This window comes from Mycobacterium paraterrae (genome assembly GCF_022430545.2).
Classification (GTDB): domain Bacteria; phylum Actinomycetota; class Actinomycetes; order Mycobacteriales; family Mycobacteriaceae; genus Mycobacterium; species Mycobacterium paraterrae.
The window spans coordinates 849,036-873,860 of record NZ_CP092488.2; the positions used below are offsets into that span (position 1 = coordinate 849,036).

Genomic DNA, 24,825 nt, shown 5'->3' on the forward strand with positions numbered 1-24,825 from the left:
GCCGGTCAGGCCGGGGCGAACACCGTCACAAATTTCCGCAGTGACTCGTTGATGTCAGTCTTCAGCGCGGCGGCGACGATCATGCCGATCGGCCCGAACAACGCCGGTCCGCCCAGGTGCACGTCGAAGCTGACCACCGACTGATCGCCGTTGGGTTTGACCTTGGCCAACAACTTCACCTTGACGCCACCGACGCCGACCCCGTTGAGAGTCATGGACTCCGGCGGTTTGTAATGCACGATCGTCCAGCTGATGCGGTTGGGCATGCCCTTGACTTCGACGATCGACTCGATCACCGTGCCCTTCTCCAGCGTGTCGGGCAGCTTGCTGCGCCACACCCGGTGGATGGTCAGCCACTCCTTGAAGCGGGACAGGTCGGATGCGGCCTCCCAGGCTTGCTCGGGCGACAGCGGGACATCGATGGATCCGGAAAGCTTTGCCATAGTTCGCTTCTGCTACTCGCCCTTGTCTTTCAACGCGTTCTTCGCTGCCTCTTGCGCCTGGTCGACGACGCCGGCGAACTTGCCGTCGGTCTTCTCGTCGACGAAGTCACCCGCCTTCTCGATCGCCGAATTCACCGTGTCGGCGTTCTGGGCCAGCAGATCCTTCGCCTTGTCCAGGAATCCCATCATGTGTCCTTTTCTTCGGGTATTACGGGGATTCGTCGAGCCGCCACCACGGCTCGAATTCTATTGCGTCCGTGGGTTCTACGCGCCCACCCGGCTTGGGTACCGCGACCTTGACGTGCGCGGCGTCCGCAGCCGTGAGCAATCGCTCGATGGGCTCGGCCCAGGGGTGCGGCGCCAACCGGAAGGTGCACCAGTGGATCGGCACCAACAGCCCGCCGTTGACGTCCAGGTGCGCCCGAACCGCGTCCTCGGGATTCATGTGAATGTCGGGCCACTGCTTGTTGTAGGCGCCGACCGGCATCAGGGTGACGTCGAAAGGCCCATGTTCAGAACCGATTTCGGCAAAGCTCTTGGTATAGCCGGTGTCGCCGCCGAAGAATGCGCGGTGCGCCGGGCCGATGATTGCCCATGACGCCCACAGTGTGTTGTTGCGGTTGAGGAAGCGGCCGGAGAAATGACGAGCCGGCGTGCAGATCAGGGTGAGCTCGTCGATCTGGGTGCGCTCGTTCCAGTCGAGTTCGACGATGCGGTCGTCGGGGATGCCCCACTCGCGCAGGTGTGATCCGACGCCGAGCGGAACGACGAACGGGGCCCACTGGCTGCGGGCCAGCCCGATGATCGTGTCGATGTCCAGGTGGTCGTAGTGGTCGTGGCTGACCACGATCGCGTCCAGCGCGGGCAACGACTCGAGCGGCACTGGCGGCGGGTGCATACGACCCGGCCCGATCACGTCCGAGGGCGAACAGCGTTGGCTCCACACCGGGTCGGTGAGCACTCGGTAGCCGTCGATCTCCAGGAGCGCGGTCGAGTGACCGAACCAGCTGACCGCGACGCGGCCTGCCGGAGCGTCGAAGGTGCGGGGCTCGGGAGTGATCAGCGGGATATCGACGGCGGGCCGTGCCGCGGCGCGACCAGTGATCAACTCCCACAGGATGTTGCGCTGTTCCTCGGTGTCGAGATTGAACGAGGCCGGCTCGAGGTTGACGAACACACCGTCACGGAAGTTCGGTGAGCGCTCGGCAACACCGCGAATGTCGGCCGGCTGGGCACCGAGCGCAGCAGGAGTGCCGTGCAAAGCTCGCAGCACCCACCCGCCAGTGGCGAGCGAGACCGTCCCCACTGCCAGTCGCAGCGCCCCGCGCAGCATCCGATTAGGCTCCCCGGAACTTAGGCGGCCGCTTCTCTACCCGCGCGACCTGAGCTTCGATCACGTCCTGACTACCCCATGCCTTGTCGAACAATTCCTTCTGCACCGGTGACGGTTCCTCGATCGAGCCGTCGTCGTTGAGCACGCGCTTGGCGTGCTGCAGGGCCAGTGGTGCCAGACCGGCGATCTCGGCCGCCCACGCCTGCGCGTCGGCCAAAGTCCCGATCCGGTTGGCCATCCCGGTCTGCAGGGCCGTCTCGGCGCTCAACTTCTCCGCAGTCAGCAGCATCGCCCGGGCGCGGCCATGGCCCACCAGCGACGACAGTCGGTGAATGCTCCAGTTGTCCAGCGCCAAACCGTATTTCGACGTCGGGAACTGGAAAAACGCCTCGGGCGCGACCACGCGAAGGTCGCACTGCATCGCCAGCTGCAGCCCCGCGCCGATCGCCGGACCGTTGATCGCGCCGACCACCGGGAGCGGCGCGGCGTCGAGCGCCTTGTGCAATTCGATCAGGCGGTCGGGATAGTCCGCGGCGAACGCGTCACCGCTGAGGTCGGCGCCGGCGCAGAACACCGTGCCCTGCCCGGTGAGCACGACAGCACGGACGTCGTCACCTGCGGCCTTCTCGATGGCCTCACGCAATTCCTCGACGAGCTGAGAATTGAGCGCATTGCGCCGTTCGGGGCGCTGCAATTCAATGGTCAGCACGTTGTCGACGCGGGTAACACCTATCACGGGCGCCGCTCCTCCTCATTGGCGCCGCTCCAGCGGCGCATAGCACGGTCGTCGGCGCGAATCACGACGCTAAGCCTATTAGCCTTCGGAAAGCCTGCCGAATCGGCGGTAGCCGAGACGTTCCCTTGGACGGACAGACCTGACAGGATGCTTCCCCGTGACGAGGCCCAACTTCCTGGTGATTGTGGCGGACGACCTCGGGTTCTCCGACATCGGCGCTTTCGGTGGCGAGATCGAGACGCCGAACCTGGACCGACTGGCTCACGCGGGAATCCGGTTCACCGACTTCCATTCCGCACCGGCCTGCTCCCCCACCCGGTCGATGTTGCTGACCGGAACCGATCACCACATCGCCGGCATCGGCACCATGCTGGAGGTCACGCCGCCCGGCTTCACGCCTCCACCGGGCTACGAGGGTTACCTCAACGACCGGGTCGTCGCGCTGCCGGAATTGCTGCGTGACGCGGGCTACCACACGTTGATGGCGGGCAAGTGGCATCTCGGCAATACCCTCGACCGGACGCCCTCAGCCCGCGGCTTCGACCGAAGCTTTGCGTTATTGCCCGGCGGCGCAAGCCATTACGGGGTCGTGCCCGGTGACCTGCTGCCCGCCATGTCGCGGTACGCCGAAGACGGCCAGTTCGTCTCCGTCGGCGAGGACTTCTATTCGTCGGACTTCTACGCCGACACCCTGCTGCGGTATCTGGGTGAGCGCCCGCACGACGACGACCGGTCGTTTTTCGCCTACCTGCCCTTCCAGGCCCCGCACTGGCCGCTGCAGGCGCCCGCGGACACCATCGCCAAATACCGCGGCCGCTACGACGCCGGCCCGGACGCGCTGCGCGACGAGCGGCTGGCCGCGCTCAAGCGGCTCGGACTGTGCCCGCCCGACGTCGTTCCTCACCCGGTGGTGCCCGACAGCGAACCAGAGTGGGACGAGATGACCGCCGACCAGCGGGCCCTGTCGGCGCGGGCCATGGAGGTCTACGCCGCCATGGTCGACCGGATGGACTACAACATCGGCAAGGTGGTCGACTACCTGAGCCAGACCGGCGAGCTCGACAACACCGTGGTGATCTTCATGTCCGACAACGGTGCCGAGGGTGCGATCGTCGAGGCGATGCCGATCCTCGGTGGTGCGATCGCCGGCGAAATCGAGCGGAACCTGGACAACAGCCTCGACAACATCGGTGCCCCCGACTCGTTCATGTGGTACGGACCGCGCTGGGCACAGGCCGCGACGGCGCCGTCCCGGCTGCACAAAGCGTTCACCACTGAAGGCGGGATCCGTGTGGTCGGCTTCGCGACCTGGCCGGGCTTCGACCGGCAGCAACAGATCGGCACCGCGTTCAGCACCGTCATGGACGTCGCCCCCACCGTCCTCGAACTGGCCGGGGTCACCCACCCGGGAACCGAATACCGCGGCCGCGAGATCGCCCCGATGCGCGGACGGTCGCTGGTGCCGTACCTGTCGGGCGAGTCCGAGTCGGTGCATGACGACGCGGTGGGAACCGGATGGGAGTTGTTCGGCCGCAGGGCGATTCGGCAGGGTAACTGGAAGGCCGTGCACCTTCCCCAGCCGTACGGCTCGGGGGACTGGCAGCTCTACGACCTCGCCGGTGATCCCGGCGAAATCGACGATCTCGCGGCCTCTCACCCCGACAAGCTCGCCGAATTGCTGCGCCTGTGGGATCGCTACGTCGACGAGACCGGTGTCGTCCTGGACCCCCTCACGTTCTTCGAGGCAGCAGCGGAGTGAAGCGGATCGGGACCGACCAGCTGCGCGAGGCCATACTCGACGACGGTTCCTTCGTCAGCTGGGACACCGAGCCGCTGGCGATCCCGACGAGTGAAACGTATTCGCGTGAGCTGACCGACGCACACGCCCGCAGTGGCTACGACGAATCGGTGCTGACCGGCGAGGGCCGCGTGTTCGGCCGTCGCGTGGCGGTCGTGGTCTGCGAGTTCGACTTCCTGGCCGGATCGATCGGGGTCGCCGCCGCCGAACGGATCACCGTCGCGATCCAGCGCGCAACCGCCGAACGGCTGCCCCTGCTGGCGTCCCCGTGCTCGGGCGGTACGCGCATGCAGGAAGGCACGGTCGCCTTTCTGCAGATGGTCAAGATCGCCGCGGCCGTCACCCTGCACAAGCAGGCCCACTTCCCGTACCTGGTCTATCTCCGACACCCGACCACCGGTGGGGTGTTCGCGTCCTGGGGCTCACTCGGCCACCTCACCTTCGCGCAGCCGGGCGCGCTGATCGGCTTCCTCGGCCCCCGGGTCTACGAGCAGTTGTACGGCGAGCCGTTCCCAACCGGCGTGCAAACCGCAGAGAACCTGGAGCGTCACGGCGTGATCGACGCCGTCGTGCCGCTGGAGGGGCTGCGCGACATCGTCGACCGGGCGCTCACCGTCGTCGCCGACGAGCCGGGCTCGGCACCGCAGCGGCCACTCGCAGAACCATTACCCGACATCCCGGCCTGGGACTCGGTGCTGGCGTCGCGGCGGCCGGACCGGCCCGGCATCCAGCACCTGCTGCGCCACGGATGCACCGACCAGGTGCTGCTGTCGAGGAACGAGCAGGGCGAGGCCGCGACGATGCTGCTGGCGCTGGCCCGGTTCGACGATCAGCCCGCGGTCCTACTCGGCCAGCAGCGCGTCACCGGCGGGCTGGTCGGGCCCGCCGCGCTGCGCGAAGCCCGCCGCGGCATGATGCTGGCCGCCGGTCTGCGGCTGCCGCTGGTGCTGGTGATCGACACCGCCGGTCCAGCACTGTCGGCCGAGGCCGAGGAGGGCGGGCTGGCCGGCGAGATCGCGCACTGCTTGGCCGAACTGGTCACCCTCGACACCCCGACCGTCTCGGTGCTGCTCGGCCAGGGCAGCGGCGGCCCGGCGCTGGCGATGGTGCCCGCCGACCGGGTGCTGGCGGCGCTGCACGGCTGGCTGGCGCCGCTGCCACCCGAGGGCGCCAGCGCCATCGTCTACCGCGACACCGACCACGCGCCCGAACTGTCTGCGGCGCAAGGGATCCGATCGGTCGATCTGCTGGCCTCGGGGATCGTCGACGCCGTGGTCCCCGAGCATCCCGACGCCGCCGACGAACCGGTCGAGTTCTCCACCCGACTGTCCGCCGCGATCGCCGTCGAGCTGGCCGCACTGCGCGGCCTGCCGGACTCCGCGCGAACGGCGGCCCGCCTGCGGCGCTATCGCGACATCGGACTGCCTTCAGCCTCCCGGTAGTCCGAGGTAGCGCTGAATCGTGGGGGCCAGCCAGTCGACGATCTCCTCACGGCTCATGGCGACGACAGGGGGAAGCTGCAATACGAAGCGGCATAAGGCCAAACCGAGTATTTGGGTGGCGATCAGGCCCGATCGCGTCAACGACTCCTCGGCCGGTATTAGTAGGGCAACCTGTGGCTGCAGCTGGCTCGAGAAGATGTGCTGCATCCGTTGCGCGGCTTCGGCGTTGGTGGCGCTGGAGCGCAGCAGGATCACCAGCGCCTCATCGCCCTCCCATCGCTCGAGGAAATGGCCGACCAGCGTGCGGCCCACCTGGGCGGGATCCAGGGCGGTGACATCGGGAAACCTCAGGTCGAATTCCGCTGCGGCGGCGAACAGCTGGTCCTTGTTACCGAAGTAACGCATCACCATCGACGGGTCGATCCCGGCGTCGGCCGCAATCGCGCGAATCGTGGCGGCTTGGAATCCGGCCGTGCTGAAACGCTCACGGGCCGCCGCCAGGATCGCCGCCTTGGTGTCCTCGGAACTCCTCCGCATGCCAACAACTGTAGGCCAACAACTGTTGACAGAATCTTCGGATCAGCGCACGATGTCACCAGCGATGCCAACAAGCGTTGACTTTGGAGATGGAGGATCCCATGAACGACGTCGATGTTCTCGTCGTCGGCGCCGGCCCGACAGGCTTGGCGCTGGCCACCGCCCTGATCTCGAACGACGTGCAGGTGGCCCTCGTCGATCGGCAGCCCGCCGCGGCCCACACCTCGCGCGCCGCGGCGGTCAACGCCCGCACCCTCGAGGTGCTCGAACGGGTCGACGTGTCGCGGCGATTGGTCAAGGCGGGACTCGTGTCCCCTCGGTTCACCGTCAGGCAGGGAGCGCGGATCCTGATGCCGGTCGATTTCACCGGGCTGCCGACCGCCTATCCGTACACGCTGATGATCTCGCAGGCTGACACCGAGGCGATGCTCGCCGAGCGACTCACCGAACTCGGCGGCGCCGTACTGCGCCCCAAGGAGCTGATCGGGCTTGCACAGGACCGCGACGGCGTCACGGCCACCTTCGCCGACGGCGACACCGTCCGGGCACGGTATGTGGTCGGTTGCGACGGCGGCCACAGCACGGTTCGCGAGCGGGCTGGAATCGGGTTCGCCGGAAGCGAATACGCCGAGTCGTTCGCGCTGGCCGACGTCCGGCTGGCCGGTGAAGTGCCCGACGACGAAGTGATCTTGTTCTATGCGATGAACGGCCTGACGGTGCTCGCGCCGCTGCCAGGACGGATCCATCGCATCGTGGCGCCCAGCGCGAACGCTCCGGAGGTGCCGTCGCTCGAGTTCGTCCAGGGCGTCCTCGACGCCCGGGGCTTCGGGCCCGGGCGGACCGTCGCGACCGAGCTGGTGTGGGGATCGCGCTTCCGCATCCATCACCGAGTGGCCGACACCTTCCGACGCGGACGTGTGCTGTTGGCCGGCGACGCCGCGCACGTGCACAGCCCCGCCGGCGGACAAGGCATGAACCTCGGCATCCAGGACGCCATGGCACTGAACGACGCGCTGGTTGAGGCTCTTCGCGGTGAATCGGACAACGTCCTGGACGTCTACAGCGCCGGCCGACGGCCGATAGCCCAGCAGGTGCTGGCGACGACGGGACGGCTGACCAGGTTGTCCACCATGCCCAGGGCGGTTCGGCCGGTGCGCAATGTCGCCATGCGGATCGCAGCCCACATTCCGCCGGTACGCACCCAACTGGCCTGGCGGCTGTCGGGTTTGGTCTACCGCTGATAGAGCGGGGCGGATCAACGCTTCACATTTTGCGGCGAGACTGCTACCACCGGAGCCCGGCACCCGGCGGTTCCCGTCAGGGCTCCCACAGCTAAGGGCGGTAATCAGGCATCATGGGCGGCATGGACGCTGGTGGGACCTCGCCTCGGGTTTTGGTTGTCGACGACGACTCTGACGTGCTCGCCTCGCTGGAGCGCGGTCTGCGGTTGTCCGGTTTCGAAGTCTCGACCGCGGTCGACGGCGCCGAAGCGCTGCGCAGCGCCACCGAAACCCGGCCGGATGCGATCGTGCTCGACATCAACATGCCGGTGCTCGACGGTGTGAGCGTGGTGACCGCGCTGCGGGCCATGGACAACGACGTGCCGGTCTGCGTGCTGTCGGCGCGTAGCTCGGTCGACGATCGGGTGGCCGGTTTGGAGGCCGGCGCCGACGACTATCTGGTCAAGCCGTTCGTGCTGGCCGAGCTGGTGGCGCGGGTGCGCGCGCTGCTGCGCCGGAAGGGCTCGACCCCGTCGACGTCGTCGGAGACGATCACCGTCGGGCCGCTGGAGGTCGACATCCCGGGCCGCCGCGCCCGGGTCAACGGCGTCGACGTCGACCTGACCAAGCGGGAGTTCGACCTGCTGGCCGTTCTGGCCGAGCACAAAACCGCGGTGCTGTCGCGCGCACAGCTGCTGGAGTTGGTGTGGGGCTACGACTTCGCCGCCGACACCAACGTCGTCGATGTGTTCATCGGCTACTTGCGCCGCAAGCTCGAGGCGGGCGGCGGCCCCCGCCTGCTGCACACCGTCCGCGGCGTGGGATTCGTACTGCGTATGCAGTGACGGGAGACCAGCAATGAACTTCTTGTCGAGGATCTTGACCCGTACGCCGTCGCTGCGTGCCCGCGTGGTGGTGGCCACCGCCATCGGCGCCGCCATCCCGGTGCTGATCGTCGGCGTGGTCGTCTGGTTCGGCATCACCAATGACCGCAAGGAGCGGCTGGACCGCCGCCTCGACGAGGCAGCCGGCTTCGCAATCCCGTTCCTGCCGCGTGGACTGGGCGAAATTCCCAAGTCGCCCAGCGACCAGGACGCGATCATCACCGTCCGGCATGCCAACGGCGAGGTCACCTCGAACACCACCGTCACGCTGCCTCAACTACCGGCCGGTTACGCCGACACCTATGTCAACGGAGTGCGCTACCGGGTTCGCTCCGTGACGATCCCGGCGCCGCACCCAATGCTGGTCGAAGTCGGCGCCACCTACGACGCCACCATCGCCGACACGAACAACCTGCACCGCCGGGTGCTGCTGATCTGTCTGTTCTCCATTGCCGCGGCGGCGGTATTCGCCTGGGTGCTTGCCACTTTCGCGGTGCGGCCGTTCAAACGGCTGGCGCAGCAGACGCGGGCGATCGACGCGGGCGACGAGAGCCCGCAGGTTCAGGTGCGTGGCGCCAGCGAGGCCGTCGAGATCGCCGAAGCCATGCGCGGGATGCTGCAGCGCATCTGGCAGGAGCAGAACCGCACGCTCGAAGCGCTGGCGTCGGCGCGCGACTTCGCCGCGGTGTCGTCGCACGAGCTGCGTACGCCGCTGACCGCGATGCGGACCAACCTCGAGGTGCTGGCCACCCTGGACCTTCCCGACGAGCAGCGCAAAGAAGTGCTCAGCGATGTGATCCGTACTCAATCGCGAATCGAGGCAACGCTTTCCGCGCTGGAGCGGCTCGCGCAAGGTGAGCTGTCGACGTCCGAGGACCACGTGCCGGTCGACATCACCGAGCTGCTCGACCGCGCGGCGCACGACGCGATGCGGATCTATCCCGACCTCGACGTGTCGCTGGCGCCGTCGCCGACATGCATCATCGTCGGCCTGCCCGCCGGTCTGCGGCTTGCGGTGGATAACGCGATCGCCAACGCCGTCAAGCACGGCGGCGCGACCAAGGTGCAGCTGTCGGCGGTCAGCTCGCGGGCCGGTGTCGAGATCGCCATCGACGACAACGGCAGCGGGCTGCCCGAAGAGGAACGCCAGATCGTGTTCGAGCGGTTCTCCCGCGGCTCGACCGCCTCGCACTCCGGCTCCGGGCTCGGCTTGGCGCTGGTTGCCCAGCAGGCGCAACTGCACGGCGGCGTTGCCTCGCTGGAGGAGAGCCCGCTCGGCGGCGCGCGCCTGCTGCTGCAGCTGCCCCCGCCGAGCTGAGGCTCTAGCGAGCGCCGAGCAGGTCGATGACGAAGATCAGCGTCTTGCCCGACAGCTGATGTCCCGAACCGGCCGGCCCGTAGGCCTGCTCCGGCGGAATGGTCAGCTGGCGCCGACCGCCGACCTTCATTCCCGGGATCCCGTCCTGCCAGCCCTGGATCAGACCCTGCAGCGGGAACGAGATGGATTGGCCGCGGCCCCACGAGCTGTCGAACTCCTCGCCCGACTCGTAGTCGACGCCGACGTAGTGCACCTCGACGGTGCCGCCCGGCTTGGCTTCGGCACCGTCGCCGACCGTCAGGTCTTCGATGACGAGCTGGGTCGGCGCGGGGCCGTCGGGAAACTGAACCTCAGGTTTGCTTGACACGGGGCCAACCCTAATCGGGCAGACTTGTGCGGTGACAACCGACAAAGACGCCTTGAGCCGAATCAACGAACTCGTCGCCGAGGAGAAGGCGCTGCGCGAACAGCTCCAGCATGGCGACATCGACGAGTCCGAGGAGCACAGGCGGCTGCGCGACTTGGAAGTGCAACTCGACCAATGCTGGGACCTGTTGCGGCAGCGCCGCGCGCTGCGCGAGACCGGCGGCGATCCTGGTGACGCCGCGGTGCGGCCCGCCGACGAGGTCGAGGGTTACCTGAACTGACCGATGGCTGCGCGTGACGTCGACGCGGTCATCGTGGGCGGCGGCCACAACGGCCTGGTCGCCGCCGCGTATTTGACCCGTGCCGGGCTGCGCGTGCAGCTCCTGGAGCGATTACCGCACGTAGGCGGTGCGGCGGTGTCCGCCGAGGTTTTCCCCGGTGTCGCGGCGCGACTGTCGCAATACGCCTACCTGGTCAGCCTGCTGCCGACCCGCATCCTGACCGATCTGGGCGCGACGGTCCAGCTGGCGCCGCGGCCGTACTCGTCGTACACCCCCGACCCGGCCACCGCGGGTCGCACCGGCCTGCTGGTCGGCCGGGAATCGACGTTCGGCGCGATCGGCGCGGGTGACGACGAGCGCGCCTTTGCCGAGCTCTATCGGCGCTGCCGGGTGGTGACCTGTCGACTGTGGCCGACGCTGCTGGAGCCGTTGCGGACCCGCGAGCAGGCGCGGCTGTCCGTCGGCGCCGACGACATCTGGCGGGACATGATCGAACGGCCGATCGGCGCCGTGATCGCCCAGACGCTCGGCAATGACGTCGTGCGCGGCGTGGTGGCGACCGACGCATTGATCGGCACCTTCGCCCGGCTCGACGACCCGTCGCTGCAGCAGAACGTCTGCTTTCTCTACCACCTGCTCGGCGGCGGCGATGGCGGCTGGCACGTCCCGGTCGGCGGGATGGGGGCGGTCAGCGCGGCGCTGGTCGGTGCCGCCGAAGGGGCCGACATCGTCACCGGCGCAGAGGTTTACGCGATCACACCGGGCGGCGAGGTGCGCTACCGGCGCGGCGACGACGAACACCTGGTACGCGCTCGCTTCGTGCTGTCGGGCGTCACGCCGACCACGTTGGCGGGCTTACTCGGCGAACCCGCGCCGGCCTCGGCGCCGGGCGCCCAGGTGAAGGTGAACATGGTGCTCACCCGGCTGCCGCGATTGCGGGACGAAAACGTCTCGCCAGCACAGGCTTTCAGCGGGACCTTCCACGTCAACGAGACCTGGACGCAATTGGACAGCGCCTACTCGCGGGCCTCGGCGGGCGTGCTGCCCGACCCGCTGCCGTGCGAGATCTACTGCCACTCATTGACCGACCCGAGCATCGTGTCGCCGGCGCTGCGCGAGTCGGGGGCGATGACGTTGACGGTGTTCGGCCTGCATACCCCGCACCCATTGTTCGACCGCGAGGCGCTCACCGACGCCGTCCTCAAATCACTCAATTCCGTTCTGGCCGAACCTATCCAGGACCTGGTGATGGCCGACGCGAACGGCTCGCCGTGCATCGAGACGACCACCACGACGGACCTGGAACGGCGGCTGGGCATGACCGCCGGCAACATCTTCCACGGCGGATTGGCCTGGCCGTTCGCCGACGACGACGATCCCTTGGACACCCCGGCACGGCGGTGGGGCGTGGCGACCGCACATGAGCGAATCCTGTTGTGCGGGTCGGGGGCCCGGCGTGGCGGAGCGGTCTCCGGTATCGGAGGCCACAACGCCGCGATGGCAGTGCTCGGCTTGCTCTAGGTGGTGGCGGACCCGCTTCGCCCGGCTACGCCGCGCTTGCGATCGCCACGGCTCCCTAGCGGGCGTCGATCGTGGGGTACTTGCGCTCGGTGTAACCGGTGTAGATCTGACGCGGGCGGCCGATCTTGCTCGGCTCGCCGTTCATCTCGCGCCAGTGCGCGATCCAGCCGGGCAGCCGGCCGAGCGCGAACAGCACGGTGAACATCCGGGTCGGGAAGCCGAGCGCCCGGTAGATCAGGCCGGTGTAGAAGTCGACGTTCGGGTACAGCTTGCGCTCGATGAAGTAGTCGTCGGTGAGCGCCGCCTCTTCGAGTTCCTTGGCGATGTTCAGCAGCTCGTCGTCGCCGCCCAGCTTGCCCAGGATCTTGTCGGCCTGCTCCTTGACGATGCGGGCGCGCGGGTCGTAGTTCTTGTAGACCCGGTGGCCGAAGCCCATCAGCTTCACGCCTTCTTCTTTGTTCTTCACCTTGCGCACGAACTCAGCCACGTCGTCGTCACTCTGGCGGATCTGCTCGAGCATCTCCAGCACGGCCTGGTTGGCGCCGCCGTGCAGCGGGCCCCACAGCGCGTTGATGCCACCGGAGATCGAGGTGAACAGGTTGGCCTGAGACGAGCCGACCAGCCGCACGGTCGACGTCGAACAGTTCTGCTCGTGGTCGGCGTGCAGGATGAACAGCATGTCCAGGGCCCGGACGATCTCAGGGTCGGGCTCGTAGGGCTCGGCGGGCAGACCGAACGTCATCCGCAGGAAGTTCTCCACCAGCGTCAACTTGTTGTCCGGGTAGAGGAACGGCTGGCCAACCGATTTCTTGTAGGCATAGGCCGCGATCGTCGGCAGCTTGGCCAGCAGCCGGATGGTGGACAGCTCGATCTCTTCGGTGTCGGCCGGGTCCAGCGAGTCCGGGTAGTAGGCGCTGAGCGCGTTGACCACGCTGGAGAGCACCGGCATCGGGTGGGCGTTGCGGGGGAAACCGTCGTAGAACCGCTTCAGGTCCTCGTGCAGCATGGTGTGCCGCTGGATCTGCTCGGTGAACTCTTCGAGTTGTTCCTTGTTCGGCAGCTCACCGTTGATCAGCAGGTAGCTGACCTCGATGAAGGTCGACTTCTCCGCCAGTTGCTCGATCGGGTAGCCGCGGTAGCGCAGGATGCCGGCATCACCGTCGATGTAGGTGATGGCGCTCTTGGTGGACGCGGTGTTGACGAAGCCGTTGTCGAAGGTCGTGTAGCCCGTCTTGGACAACAGCGGACCCAGGGCAATGCCGTCGGCACCCTCGGTGGCGTGGACGATTTCCAGGTCCAACTCACCACCCGGGTATTTGAGGGTGGCGGAGTCGTCGGTTGCGGCCACGGGAACCCCTTTGCGCTTGCGTGTGAATGCTGGCCCGGCTGGTTGCCTAAGCGCAAAGGTAGTCGTTACAGCGGCGGCTTGCCTGCCCGGGGGTGAGGTCGCCGATTACTCGGCTTTACTCGATCTTGACTGCCTGTTGAATCCCCACCCGGACGATCGGGTACGTGACTACGCTTCAAGCCGTGGAGCTGGGGGTTTTGGGACCTCTTCAGGTCCGACAAGACGGGGTGCCCGTCGCCGTGCCGGGCACCAAACCGCGCGCGATCCTGACGATGCTTGGGTTGCAGAGCGGGTCGGTTGTGTCGGCCGACACACTCGTCGAATTGCTCTGGGGCGAAAATCCGCCGCGGACCGCCGCCAAGGCCCTGCAAACCCACATTTCATTACTGCGCCGCGCCCTCGGCGACGGCTTTGTTTTGACCGAGGGATCGGGCTGGACGCTGGCCGACAGCGACGTCGACGCCGCACGGTACAAAGCGGCGGCCCGACTGGGACGTGATGCCGCCGCGGCCGGCGACAGCAGCCGAGCCGTCGCCCGCTTCGATGAAGCGCTTGCGCTATGGCGCGGTATCCCCGAACTGCCCGATGGCCACCGCGGAAGATCTGAGAAGACGCGCTGGGTCGAAGGCCACGCCGCGCTCGTGGAGGATCGAGCCGAGGCGCTGCTCGCGACCGGTCGCGCCGCGGAAGTCATCGGCGATCTCGAGGCAGCGGTTGCGGAAGCGCCCCTGCGTGAAAGGCGTTGGGGGCAACTGATGCGCGCCCTGTATCGGGCTGGCAGACAGGGCGAAGCCCTTGCCGCCTATCAACGGGCGCGATCGCTCCTTGCCGACGAACTCGGGGTCGATCCCGGACCGGAGCTGCGGCGAATCGAGGCCGCGATCGTCGCGCAGGATGCCTCGCTTGATGTCCCCGCGGCACGGAACCTTCCAGCGGTGACCCGCGCCGTCACCTTCCTCCTGACTGACATCGAGGGCTCGACCGTCGCTTGGGAAGCGGACGCCACCGCGATGGGAGTCGCGCTGGCGCGCCACGACGAACTCGTCGAGCGGGTCGTCACCTCACGTGGCGGACTGCTGATCAAGACCCGCGGCGAGGGTGACGCGACGTTCTCGGTCTTCGACCGGCCCTCCGCGGCGGCGGCCGCCGCTATCGAGCTGCAAGACGCGATCGTCCACGAGCCATGGGCGTTGCGCGAGCCCATGCGTGTGCGGGTGGCACTGCACACTGGTGAAGCCGAGCTGCGTGACGGCGACTACTTTGGTCGAGCGGTCAATCGGGCCGCGCGCTTGCGATCGCTGGCCGAGGGTGGCCAAATCCTGTGTTCGGGTGCGACCGCCGAGCTGGTCATCGACTCTCTGCCCGACGACGTGTTGCTCATCGATTTGGGGATGCGCCAGCTCAAGAACCTGACGCGCCCCGAGCACGTTTTCGAGCTCCGCCTAGAGACCGCTGACGACCATCGCCAAGAAGTCGCTCCGGAAGCGCCCATCGAGCGACCGAGCCTGCCCGCGGTGCTCGCTGGCCACGGGCCGTTTGTCGGCCGCGGGCACGAGCTGGGCCAGCTCTTTTCCGTGTGGCAGACCACGCTCGCCGGTGGCACGAACGCCGCGCTGATCGCGGGCGAACCCGGCGTGGGCAAGACGCGACTGGCTGGCGAATGGTCCCGGCAGGCCTACGAGCAAGGCGCACTGGTGATTTACGGCCGCTGTGACGAGGACCTCGGTGCGGCGTATCAGCCGTTCGCGGAAGCCCTGCGTTCGCTGGTGCCCTGCTTAGCCAGCAAAGGCCTTCGGGGGCTGCGCGGCGTGGAAGCTTTACTGGCGCTGGTTCCCGGATTGACCGATGTGTTGCCCGATCTGGCCGCGCCGACCCGCTCCGACCCGGATACCGAACGCTACGCCTTATTCGACGCAGTCGTTGCGGTGTGCGAACTCGCCTGCGCTAGCTCACCGGTCGTCTTGATCCTCGACGACCTGCACTGGGCCGCCAAGCCAACACTGCTTCTGCTGCGTCATCTCCTGCGCTTTGGTGACCACGCCCGCATGCAGATCGTCGGAACGTACCGCGGCACCGACCTGGACCGTACGCACCCTCTGGCGGCGATGCTCGCCGACCTCCACCGCGACGGCACTGCCTGTCGCATTCAGCTCGGAGGTCTCGACGAGAACGACGTGACCACCTACGTCGCCGAGGCCGGCTACGACGACGAAGAGCTGGCCCGGGCTTTGGCCTCCGTCACCGGCGGCAATCCGTTCTTCCTCATCGAGGCGCTACGCCATGTCGACGAGAGTGGCGGCGTATGGGACCCGAGCACCCTGCCGCAGGGCGTCCGAGAAACCGTGAGCCGCCGCCTCTCCCGGCTTTCAGTGGAGACGAACACAGCGCTCGCCGCGGCTGCAGTTGTCGGCAGCCGATTCTCAGTCGACCTCGTCGAACAGGTGGTCGACGAGGATCTGGTCGACGCATTCGACGAGGCGTGCAAGGCCGGCCTCGTCATCGAAGAGCCCGGTGGTAGATACCGCTTCAACCACGCCATCGTCCGGCAGTCGCTGCTCGCTGAGCTTCCTTCGGTGCGGCGCCTGCGGCTGCACCAACGCATCGCCGTGACGCTGGAGACTCGGTCCGGCGCCGACGATGAGCTGCTGGCTGATCTGGCCTACCACTACTTCGAATGCGCGTGGGCGGGTAACGCTGCCAAGGCCGTCGACTATTGCCGGCGTGCAGCAGATCAGGCGATGGCCCGCCTCGGTTACGAGGGCGCGGCCGACCTCTACGATCATGCACTGCACGCGCTGGAGGAGATCGACGACGAGCTGCCCGACCGCGACGATCAGGTCGCCGATCTATTGGTTGCGCGTTGCGAGGCTCTCCTGGCCGCAGGTGACGTGACTACGGCAACGGGCGCGGTGGCGCAATTGCAAAGAGCCACAGCCGATTCCGCCCGGCTAGCGGCATGGGCGACGTGCTTCGACGGCGAACTCGCCATGCTGGTGCATCCTGAGCGACTGGATGAGATCGAGACGGCGCTGGCGGCGGCGGCCAGCACATTGGCCGAATTGAACGACGCCGCAGGAGAAGCGAAGGCGCACACCGTGCGAGCGACGTGCCTTGCCCGCCTAGGTAGGGTCGGCGACTGCGAAATCGCCTTGGACGACGCGTTGACCGCGGCACGGCGCGCTGGTGAACACCGCCGGGTGAACGCGGTCTTAGCGGGCGCACCGCTGGCGGCGCTCTGGGGGCCCAACCCGGTTCCGCGTGCAGGCGGGCGGTGTCTGGACGTGGTTCGGCTGCTGCGGATTACCACCGATTCGCCAGCGGTCGAGGCGACGTCGACGCGATGCCAGGCCGTGTTGGAGGCTTTCCGTGGCCGCGCCGAGGCGGCGCGGCGGATGATCGACTCGGCTCGGCGCACGGTCACCGAACTCGGCCTGCGCCACGCCCTTGTCGAAGTCGAGCAGTTCTCGGGCATCGTCGAACTCGTCGCAGGCGATCCTGCTGCCGCCGAGCCGCATCTGCGTCAGGCCTATAACGGTTTTCGCCGGATGGGGCTCGACGCTGATACCGCCGAGACGGCCGCGCTGCTGGGCCGCGCCTGCCTCGCGTTGGACCGGGAAGCCGAGGCAGACGAATTATGTACGGAGAGTCAGCTTCTCGCTGGCCACGCGCTTAAGCCCGCGATCGCATGGCGCACGCTGCGGGCGCAGCTGCTGTCGCGCCGCGGTGATCACGACCAGGCCCGTCGGATTGCCGAGGCTGCTGTGGCTCTGGCCGAGCGGACCGATGCGTTGGTCGACCACGGAGACGCATGTCTTTCGCTGGCAACGGTCTTGAGCACCGCCGGTGACGACACTGCAGCCCGCGCAACCGCCGAACAGGCGGCGAATCTCTACGAGCGGAAAGGGGCTGCGGCACTTGCGGAAAGGGCACGGAGCTTACTGGGTGAACGCGATCTCCCAAGCGTCCCGGCTCCACCCGAAGCGCCGGGCGTCAAGCCGGACAACGCGGCCGTGCGGGTGGGCGAACGCGTGATGGATGCAATTCATCGCAACGCCTGGGATGAGGTGGAGCGGCTGTTCGCGCCCACAGCCTCGGTCGAGAGCCGCCGGAAGGTCGTCGGCTTTAAGGCGCCGTCAGCCGTGGTACGAAGTGGCAATAGGCGCGATTTCGAGACGGGCGCGACGCGGGTCGACCACGTCATTATCGCCGCCCGAGGCGATCGGCTAGCGCTCGCTCGTTTGGTGGCGGGCACCGCCGATACGAGTCCTGGTGCGCCACGCGATGAGTATCTACAGCTATACAGCATCGACGAAGAGGGCCGGATCGCATCACAGGTGTGGTTCGACGTCGAAGACATCGACGCAGCGGTCGCCGAACTCGACTCCCTGCACATACGATTCGAGCAAGAACAATCACAGACACGGTGGCTCGAGAACTCCGCGACTCGGGCCGACGACCGATTTGAAGAGCTCTTTGCGGAGAGGCGCTGGGATGAGATCGGCGCGCTGCTCACAGACGACATCCGGGTGGAAGACCGCCGAAAAGGGGTTCGCCGACAGAGCAACGACCGCGCGGCAGAACTCACCAGTATCCGCGCTATCGCCGACTTAGGGGGCGAAAGATTCACTTGCACGCCGCTGGCGCTGCGCGGCGATCGTGTGTGCTTGAGCCACCTACGGTTAGAGGGCAGCGACGCGCGGCCGGATAAATTCGACGCCGGCGGGTTGATTGTTGACGCATTGTCAATCACCGAAGTCGATGCCGACGGGATGATTGTCGCCAGGACGCATTTTGATGCCGACGATTTCGAGGCTGCAATCGCGGAGCTCGACTCCCGTTACCTCGCCGGCGAGGCGGCGCCCTACGCGCACACATGGTCGGTCATCATGGGTGCCTACGCGGCAGTCAACCGACACGAGATCGCTCCGACGACAACGGACTTCGCGAGCATGGACCACCGCCAGGGCACAAAATTCGCGCCCGGTGAGCTGATCGCATATCTCCGCGCCACCTGGGATCTAGAACAACAAGACCGTACCTACATCGAGGCGGTCCATCGGCTGGATACCTTCGAAGCGGTCGTCACCCATGTCACGCGTGGAAGCTCAAGAGACGGATTCGACGCCGAGTGGCGCGAAGTCTTCCTTCTCGCAATCCAAGGCGAGCTGCTCAGCCGCTGTGAGCTGTTCGATGAGTCGGACATCGACAGGGCGCTCGAGAGATTCGATCAGCTCAGCCTTCCGACACCAGGTTTGGAAAATGCGGCAACCCTAGTGCTCAAGGATTACCTTGCGCGTTTTGCCGCCCGCGACTGGGACGTGATGGCTGAGACACTGGCTGACAATTTTGTGACCGACGATCGTCGACGGGTGGTGAACGCCGGGGTCCGGCGTGGGCGAGATGCCGAAATCGCGAACATGCGCTCTTTTGCCGACTTTGGGATGCTAGACATCACGCCGACCGCCATTGCAACCCGCGGCGAACGCCTGGTCCTCTGTCGTCACTCCGTGTCATTCCACGACGGAACCGAGCCTTCCAGTGACGTGATCGGCGTTGTCGAGATTGACGTCGACAATCGGATTTTAGCCCACGTCATGTTCGACGCCGACGATTTCGACTCCGCCCTCGAGGAGCTCGATGCGCGCTACGCCGCCGGGGAAGCAGCCGTCCATGCTGAGGTGTGGTCGGCGATAGCCGAGGTATTCGCCGCGTTGAATCGGGGTGAAATGCCCTTGGCCTCAACGAACTTGGTCGACGTCGACCATCGATCGCTCGCAGTGATCGGGTCGGGCGGCCTGATGGCGCACCTCCAGGCGGCGTCGGAAGATACACCAGGGGGCCGAATTTATATCGAGACCGTTCATCGGCTGACCGACCTCGGCGCGGTCACTACACATGTGGCGAAGCTGACGTCACGAGAAGGGTTCGATGCCGAATGGCGTATAGCTAGCCTCTTCATGGTCAGCGGCGGGCTGGTTGAGCGCTACAAGTTTTTCGACGAGGCCGACCTCGACAGGGCGATCACGCGGTTCGATCAGCTCAGCAGGCCCACTCCAGGGTCGGGAAACGCGGCAAGCCAAGTGGCCGAACGCTTCTTGTTGTATTTCGGTTCCTGCAACTTCGATGCGATGGCGCAACTACAAGCCGTCGACATTTACCTCGACGATCGCCGCCGAGTAGTGAACGCAGGAATTCGGCGTGGCCGGGATGCGGCGGTCCAAGATGCACGCGCCAACGCGGACGTAGGGGCCAACAAGGTAGCGTCGAGCGTTATCGCAACACGCGGCGAACGCCTCGCCCTTTGCCGTGCCCGATACTCGGGTAGCGCCGAGCCACCCGAGACGTTTCACGTCGATGTCCTCAGCATCTACGAGATCGACGCCGACGAGCGGATCGCCGCGATCGTCACGTTTGGCCTCAATGACTTCGATGCCGCGATCGCCGAGCTTGACGCTCGCTACCTGGCCGGGGAAGCGGCCGACCACGCGAACGCCTGGTCGATAGTCGCGGGTTGCTACGCCGCGCTGAACCGGCGTGAAATCCCCGGCACAACGACAAACTTCGTCAACGTTGACCACAGAAGGCGTACGACACCGTTCGCGGCCGGGGACGTCAAGGCCTACACCCGCGCCGCCTGGAGCCAAATCCCGGATATCAGCTTCCTCATCGAATCCGTGCATCAGTTGAGCGATCTCGGCGCCGTCATCACTCACGCGCTCCGTGGGACCTCACAAGAGGGCTTCGAGGCGGAGTGGCGCGAAATCCATCTCATGACGCTCGACGGCGACCTCTTCAATCGCAGCGAATTCTTCGACGAGGCAGACCTGAACGCGGCGCTTGCCACGTTCGAGGAGCTAAACCGGCCCACAACGCATTTGGAGAACACGGCAAGCCGAGTGGATACGCGCTTTCAGGCGTGCTTCGCCGCCCGCGACTGGGACGCAATGGCCGCGATGGTGTCCGATGGCTTTTCGATCGAAGATCGGCGTCGAGTCGTGAACATGGGGAACTTGCAGGGTCGAGATGCCGAAATCGGCGTGCACTCATACGCGGTTGTCGGATCCGAGAATGTGACATCAACGGTCATTGCGACGCGCGCACAGCGTCTCGCCCTAAGTCATTACCGATTCTCGGGACCCGACCAACGGCCCGACGCATTCCGCATCGAGATGCTCGCGCTCGTCGAGATCGATGCCAATGACCGGATGGCAGCGGTCGTCGTGTTCGACGCCGACGACATGGACGCCGCCATTGCCGAACTTGATGCCCGCTTTCTCACCGGCGAAGCGTCGGCCCACGCGCATGTGTGGTCGGTGATCGCCAGTGCCATTGCTGCGCACAATCGGCGCGAACTCGCCCCAACGACACCGGATGTGGTGAGTATCGACCATCGGCGCGTGGCGGCGTTTGCGCCGGGCGAAGGCATCGAATACCTCCGCGCTGGTTGGGACCTCGACCAAATCCTCAATATCTACATCGAGACAGCACATCGCTTGAACGATCTCGGCGCGGTTTTCACCTGGACTGGACAAGGAAAATCACACGAGGGCTTCACCGCCGACTGGCGCGGCGCCATCCTGATGACGGTTGACGGCGAAATGGTCGCCCGTAGCGAGGTATTCGACGAGAAAGACCTAGAGACAGCTCTCGCAACATTCGATCAGCTCACCCGGTCGGAGCCGCGGCTGGAAAACGCGGCAACGCGGACGTTGAACCGCGTACACGCGTACTTCGCCGCACGCGACTGGGCGGCGCTGGGAACGGTGATGGCGACGGACGTGGTCGACGAAGATCGTCGCCGAGTCGCGAACGCCGGCATGCGGCGCGGTCGCGACGCGGTGGTCGGGGGTGTGCAGACGGCCGCGGACTTGGGCGCACGCCGCATAGCGATGACCGTCATCGCGATTCGCGGAGATCGCCTCGCTTTCTGTCGTTTTCGGTACTCAGGTCAAGACCAGCGGCCCGAGGCGTTCTACAGCGAGGCACTCGGCGTATTCGAGATCGACGTCGACGGGCGGGTGGCAGCCCACGTCGCCTTCGACCTCGAAGACTTCGACGCAGCCATCGCGGAGCTTGATGCCCTCTATCTGGCGGGCGAAGCGGCCGCCTACGCGCACACGTGGTCTCGCGTCACGCGCGCGTACGCGGCGCTCAACAGGCGCGAACTCCCACCGACTGCGCAGGACTGGGTGAATATCGATCACCGGAAGCTTGCACCAATCGCGGCCGGTGATCTCGGCGCATACCTTCGCGCGACGTGGGATCTCTCGCCACAATCCGGTATCTACATCGAAAACGTTCATCGCTTAAGCGAAATAGGAGCGGTCGTCACCCAGGTGGTGAATGGGCTCTCACATCAAGGCTTCGACGCCGAATGGCGCACGATCGACCTCGCAATGTACGAAGGCGATGAGATCAAGCGTTCCGAGCTGTTCGACGAAGCAGACCTCGACGCCGCACTGGCCCGGTTTGACGAACTCAGTCGGCCGGCGCGGTTCGAAACTACGGCAAGCCAAGCAGCCGAACGCTTTTCGACGGCCTTTGCGGACAGAGATTGGGAATCTATGGCGCAGATACTGGCCGCTGATATCTCCGTGGACGATCGCCGACGCGGTATAAATGCCGGTCTTGAGCGCGGCCGGGAAGCTGTCATCGAAGACCTGAGGGCGACCATCAACGCTGGACTCTCGAACGCGACCGCGACAGTCATAGCGACCCGGGGCGAGCGTCTCGCCCTCACCCGATTTCACCTCTCCGAGCGAGAGCAGTCGCCTCAGGCATTCAAAGTCGAAGCCCTCCATGTCTACGAGATCAACGACGACGGCCAGACCGCCACGGTGGTGATTTTCGACCCTGACGACTTCGAGGCGGGTTTCGCCGAACTCGGCGCCCGGTACCTCGCTGGCGAAGCAGCCAGCTACACGTGCACATGGTCGGTGATTGCAGAGGGCTGCGCCCGGGCCAATCGGCACGAACTTCCGTTGACGACATCGGATCACGTTTACATCGACCATCGACCGCTTGTGGCGATCGACGGCGTCGATTTCGCCGCATCTATAGGTGCCTTATGGGACATCACTTCGGCCTTCAGCGTCTACTACGAGTCGGTACATCAACTGGGCGAGCTTGGAGCGGTCGTCACCCAGGTGGTGAAAGCGACTACGCACGAAGGCCTTGACACCGAATTGCGAATGATTTTGCTTGCCACGGTGGAGGGCGGGCTTCACAGTCACCTCGAAGTTTTCGATGAGGCAGATCTGGACGCAGCACTCGCGCGGTTTGACGAACTGCAACAGCAGCTTCGGCGGTTGGAAAACACAGCAAGTCAAGTGTTCGAACAGTTTTCGGCACGCTACGTTGCCCGCGACTGGGACGTCGTGGCGGACATGCTGGCCGATGACATTTTCAACGACGATCGTCGTCGAGTGGTAAACGCCGGGTTACGACGCGGTCGAGCTGCCACGATCGCAAGCATGCAGGCGTCGGCCGCCTTCGGGCTCTCGGCAATTACATCAACGGTTATCGCGACGCGCGGCGAGCGCCTGGCCCTGAGTCGCGACCGCTTCTCAATCCGCAATCAGGGCCTTGAGGAGATTGTTACCGAGGTGCTCGGCATCGTTGAGATCGATGCCGACGAACGAATCGTCGCGCGTCTCGCCCTCGACCTCGATGACTTCGACGCGGCCATCGCTGAGCTTGACGCTCGCTATGTCGCTGGCGAAGCGGCGGCCCACGCGGACGTCTGGTCGGTGATGACGGAGGGCTACGCACTTTCCAATCGACGCGAATTTCCCCCGACGACCCCGGATCACGTTCACATCGATCATCGAGCGCTCGTGTCGAGCGATGGCGTTGACTTGGCCGCGTCTTTAAGGGCGTTGTGGGACATCACTTCGTCCTCCAGCTTCTATGCCGAAGCTGTGCACCGGCTGGACGAACTCGGAGCCGTCGTCACCCACGTGGTGAAAGCGACCACGGAAGGCGGTCTTGACGCCGAAGTGCGGATGATTGGCATGGCAATCGTCGAAGGGCAGGCCTTCAGCCGCGTCGAGTACTTCGACGAGGCCAAGCTTGACGTCGCGGTCGGGCGGTTCGATGAAATGCACGCGCGGACAACGCGATTGGAGAATGCGGCCAGCCAGGTAGAGCACCGCTTCTTTGCATACTGGGGTGCCCGCAACTGGACGGTGATGGCCGAAATACTTGCCGAAGAAAGTTTCATCGATGACACTCGGCGCAACGTGGCGAATGTCGGATTCTGGGACGGTCGCGATGTCGTGGTCGCGAATATGCAAGTCCTGGCCGAGATTTCAGCTGCTCAAGACACAACGTTGACCGTCATCGCGACCCGAGGGGAGCGCCTCGTCCTGACTCGGAGACATTCGCCGAACCGCGACCCGAGCAACGGGGAGTTCGTCTCCGAGGGCCTCATCATCGCCGAGCTCGACGCCGACGATCGGATCAAGGCACACATCCAGTTCGACGCCGACGACATCGACGCCGCCCTCGCCGAGCTTGACCATCGCTACCTCGCCGGCGAAGCGGCCGCGCATACACACACTTGGTCGGCGATTGCCGGGACATTCGCCAAGATCAACCGGCACGAGATTCCCGCGACGACCCCGAATGCGGTTTTCATCGATCGTCGACCGCTTATATCGATCGAGGCCGTAGACGCAGCCGCATTGCTCTCCGCCGCATTGGAACTCACACCCCACGTCCGCATGTACGTCGAGGCGGTGCACCGGCTTAGCGGCATCGGGGCAGTCGTCAGCGTTGTGGCTCGTGCAACCTCAGAAGAGGGTTCCGACGTAGAGTGGCGGCTGATCGACATAATGATGTTCGAGGACGACCGGCTGAGTCGCTGCGAAGCCTTCGACGAAGCCGACCTCGACGCCGCGCTCGCCCGCTTCGACGAGCTCGATCGACCTTAGGGTTGTAGACGTTCGATACGCCCGCCGATGACGCGAATTCGGTTGTGCAGCCGGTCTTCTCGGCCCTGCCAGAATTCCACCTCGTCGGGGGCGATGCGATACCCGCCCCAGTTGGGCGGCACCGGAACTTTCTCCTCGTCGGCGAAACGCCGAGTCACTTCGTCCAGCTGGTCGATGAGCGCGGCCCGCGACGCGATCGGCTGCGACTGGTGCGACGCCCACGCGCCGAGCTGCGAGCCGCGCGGACGGTTGTTCCAATAGGCCTCGGTAGCTTCGGGCTCGACCTTGGTCACCGGACCGCGGATGTGGAACTGCCTGTTCAGCAGGTACCACGGGAAGGTGGCTGACGCGAACGGCGTCGCGGCCAGTTGGTTGCCTTTCGCCGAGTCGTAGTTGCTGAAGAACACGATGCCGTCTTCGTCGACGCCTTTGCACAGCACCGACCGAGTGACTGGCTTTCCCTCGCTGACGGTGGCCAGCACCATCGCGTTGGGTTCGGCCACGCCCCCCCGCTCCGCATCGCCAATCCACGTGCGCAACAACGCAAGCCAGCCGTCGTCGAGCCAGTCGACATCGAGGTCGGGGCTGCCGTCGCGCTCCTTGGAGCCGTACTCCTTACGCATCGCGGCCAGGTGGTCGTTGTCGGGTCCCGCCATTGCACCGA

General features: G+C 65.9%; 16 protein-coding genes. 8 read left to right on the plus strand and 8 right to left on the minus strand.

Annotation, left to right across the window (positions count from 1 at the left end; genetic code table 11):
- Positions 1 to 5 precede the first annotated feature (5 nt).
- From MKK62_RS03930 to MKK62_RS03945, 4 genes are read right to left on the minus strand one after another with little or no spacing between them, the layout of a single operon-like run.
- A complete protein-coding gene (locus MKK62_RS03930) occupies positions 6 to 443 on the minus strand; it encodes a type II toxin-antitoxin system Rv0910 family toxin (protein ID WP_240262319.1) in 438 nt (145 codons plus the stop codon).
- Positions 444 to 455: 12 nt separating this feature from the next.
- Positions 456 to 629: an antitoxin gene (locus MKK62_RS03935; RefSeq protein ID WP_240263833.1), complete on the minus strand. Its 174-nt coding sequence runs from the start codon at positions 627 to 629 to the stop codon at positions 456 to 458.
- Between the two features lie 22 nt (positions 630 to 651).
- Positions 652 to 1,776, minus strand: coding sequence for an MBL fold metallo-hydrolase (locus MKK62_RS03940; protein WP_240262318.1), 1,125 nt, complete (start codon positions 1,774 to 1,776; stop codon positions 652 to 654).
- 4 nt (positions 1,777 to 1,780) lie between these two features.
- The gene (locus tag MKK62_RS03945; protein ID WP_240262317.1) at positions 1,781 to 2,512 is read right to left on the minus strand and encodes an enoyl-CoA hydratase; all 732 of its coding nucleotides are present in this window, start codon (positions 2,510 to 2,512) and stop codon (positions 1,781 to 1,783) included.
- 157 nt (positions 2,513 to 2,669) lie between these two features.
- Here MKK62_RS03945 and MKK62_RS03950 point away from each other — a divergent pair, with 157 nt between their 5' ends.
- Together MKK62_RS03950 and MKK62_RS03955 are read left to right on the plus strand one after the other, a co-directional pair.
- A complete protein-coding gene (locus tag MKK62_RS03950) occupies positions 2,670 to 4,271 on the plus strand; it encodes an arylsulfatase (RefSeq protein WP_240262316.1) in 1,602 nt (533 codons plus the stop codon).
- Positions 4,268 to 5,752 carry a carboxyl transferase domain-containing protein gene (locus MKK62_RS03955; RefSeq protein WP_240262315.1) on the plus strand — a complete coding sequence of 495 codons (1,485 nt, stop codon included), beginning with the start codon at positions 4,268 to 4,270 and terminating at the stop codon, positions 5,750 to 5,752. Before MKK62_RS03950 ends, MKK62_RS03955 begins: the two co-directional genes overlap by 4 nt.
- Here MKK62_RS03955 and MKK62_RS03960 read toward each other — a convergent pair.
- Positions 5,738 to 6,289, minus strand: a complete 552-nt coding sequence (locus MKK62_RS03960; protein ID WP_240262314.1) for a TetR/AcrR family transcriptional regulator — start codon at positions 6,287 to 6,289, stop codon at positions 5,738 to 5,740. The genes MKK62_RS03955 and MKK62_RS03960 overlap by 15 nt on opposite strands.
- A gap of 101 nt (positions 6,290 to 6,390) precedes the next feature.
- On the opposite strand from MKK62_RS03960, the gene MKK62_RS03965 reads away from it, so the two are divergent.
- The 3 genes from MKK62_RS03965 (at position 6,391) to MKK62_RS03975 (ending at position 9,711) form a co-directional block, all read left to right on the plus strand.
- Positions 6,391 to 7,530 (plus strand): FAD-dependent monooxygenase, encoded by a 1,140-nt coding sequence (locus MKK62_RS03965; RefSeq protein ID WP_240262313.1) that lies wholly within the window; start codon positions 6,391 to 6,393, stop codon positions 7,528 to 7,530.
- A 113-nt stretch (positions 7,531 to 7,643) separates the two neighbouring features.
- Positions 7,644 to 8,354, plus strand: a complete 711-nt coding sequence (gene prrA / locus MKK62_RS03970) for a two-component system response regulator PrrA (protein WP_240262312.1) — start codon at positions 7,644 to 7,646, stop codon at positions 8,352 to 8,354.
- A gap of 13 nt (positions 8,355 to 8,367) precedes the next feature.
- Positions 8,368 to 9,711 carry a HAMP domain-containing sensor histidine kinase gene (locus MKK62_RS03975; RefSeq protein WP_240262311.1) on the plus strand — a complete coding sequence of 448 codons (1,344 nt, stop codon included), beginning with the start codon at positions 8,368 to 8,370 and terminating at the stop codon, positions 9,709 to 9,711.
- A 4-nt stretch (positions 9,712 to 9,715) separates the two neighbouring features.
- Here MKK62_RS03975 and MKK62_RS03980 read toward each other — a convergent pair whose 3' ends face one another.
- Positions 9,716 to 10,078 carry an FKBP-type peptidyl-prolyl cis-trans isomerase gene (locus tag MKK62_RS03980; RefSeq protein WP_240262310.1) on the minus strand — a complete coding sequence of 121 codons (363 nt, stop codon included), beginning with the start codon at positions 10,076 to 10,078 and terminating at the stop codon, positions 9,716 to 9,718.
- Positions 10,079 to 10,109: 31 nt separating this feature from the next.
- On the opposite strand from MKK62_RS03980, the gene MKK62_RS03985 reads away from it, so the two are divergent.
- The gene (locus MKK62_RS03985; RefSeq protein WP_240262309.1) at positions 10,110 to 10,358 is read left to right on the plus strand and encodes a DUF2630 family protein; all 249 of its coding nucleotides are present in this window, start codon (positions 10,110 to 10,112) and stop codon (positions 10,356 to 10,358) included.
- A 3-nt stretch (positions 10,359 to 10,361) separates the two neighbouring features.
- Entirely contained in the window at positions 10,362 to 11,879 is a 1,518-nt protein-coding gene (locus tag MKK62_RS03990; protein ID WP_240262308.1) for a phytoene desaturase family protein, read from the plus strand.
- Between the two features lie 55 nt (positions 11,880 to 11,934).
- Here MKK62_RS03990 and MKK62_RS03995 read toward each other — a convergent pair whose 3' ends face one another.
- Complete coding sequence (locus MKK62_RS03995) at positions 11,935 to 13,227, minus strand: citrate synthase (protein ID WP_240262307.1); 1,293 nt, start codon at positions 13,225 to 13,227, stop codon at positions 11,935 to 11,937.
- Between the two features lie 182 nt (positions 13,228 to 13,409).
- Between MKK62_RS03995 and MKK62_RS04000 the strand changes: the two genes are divergently transcribed.
- Positions 13,410 to 24,161, plus strand: a complete 10,752-nt coding sequence (locus MKK62_RS04000) for a BTAD domain-containing putative transcriptional regulator (RefSeq protein WP_434085070.1) — start codon at positions 13,410 to 13,412, stop codon at positions 24,159 to 24,161.
- On the opposite strand, the gene pdxH is transcribed toward MKK62_RS04000, so the two are convergent.
- Complete coding sequence (gene pdxH / locus MKK62_RS04005; protein ID WP_240262304.1) at positions 24,158 to 24,817, minus strand: pyridoxamine 5'-phosphate oxidase; 660 nt, start codon at positions 24,815 to 24,817, stop codon at positions 24,158 to 24,160. The genes MKK62_RS04000 and pdxH overlap by 4 nt on opposite strands.
- Positions 24,818 to 24,825 lie beyond the last annotated feature (8 nt).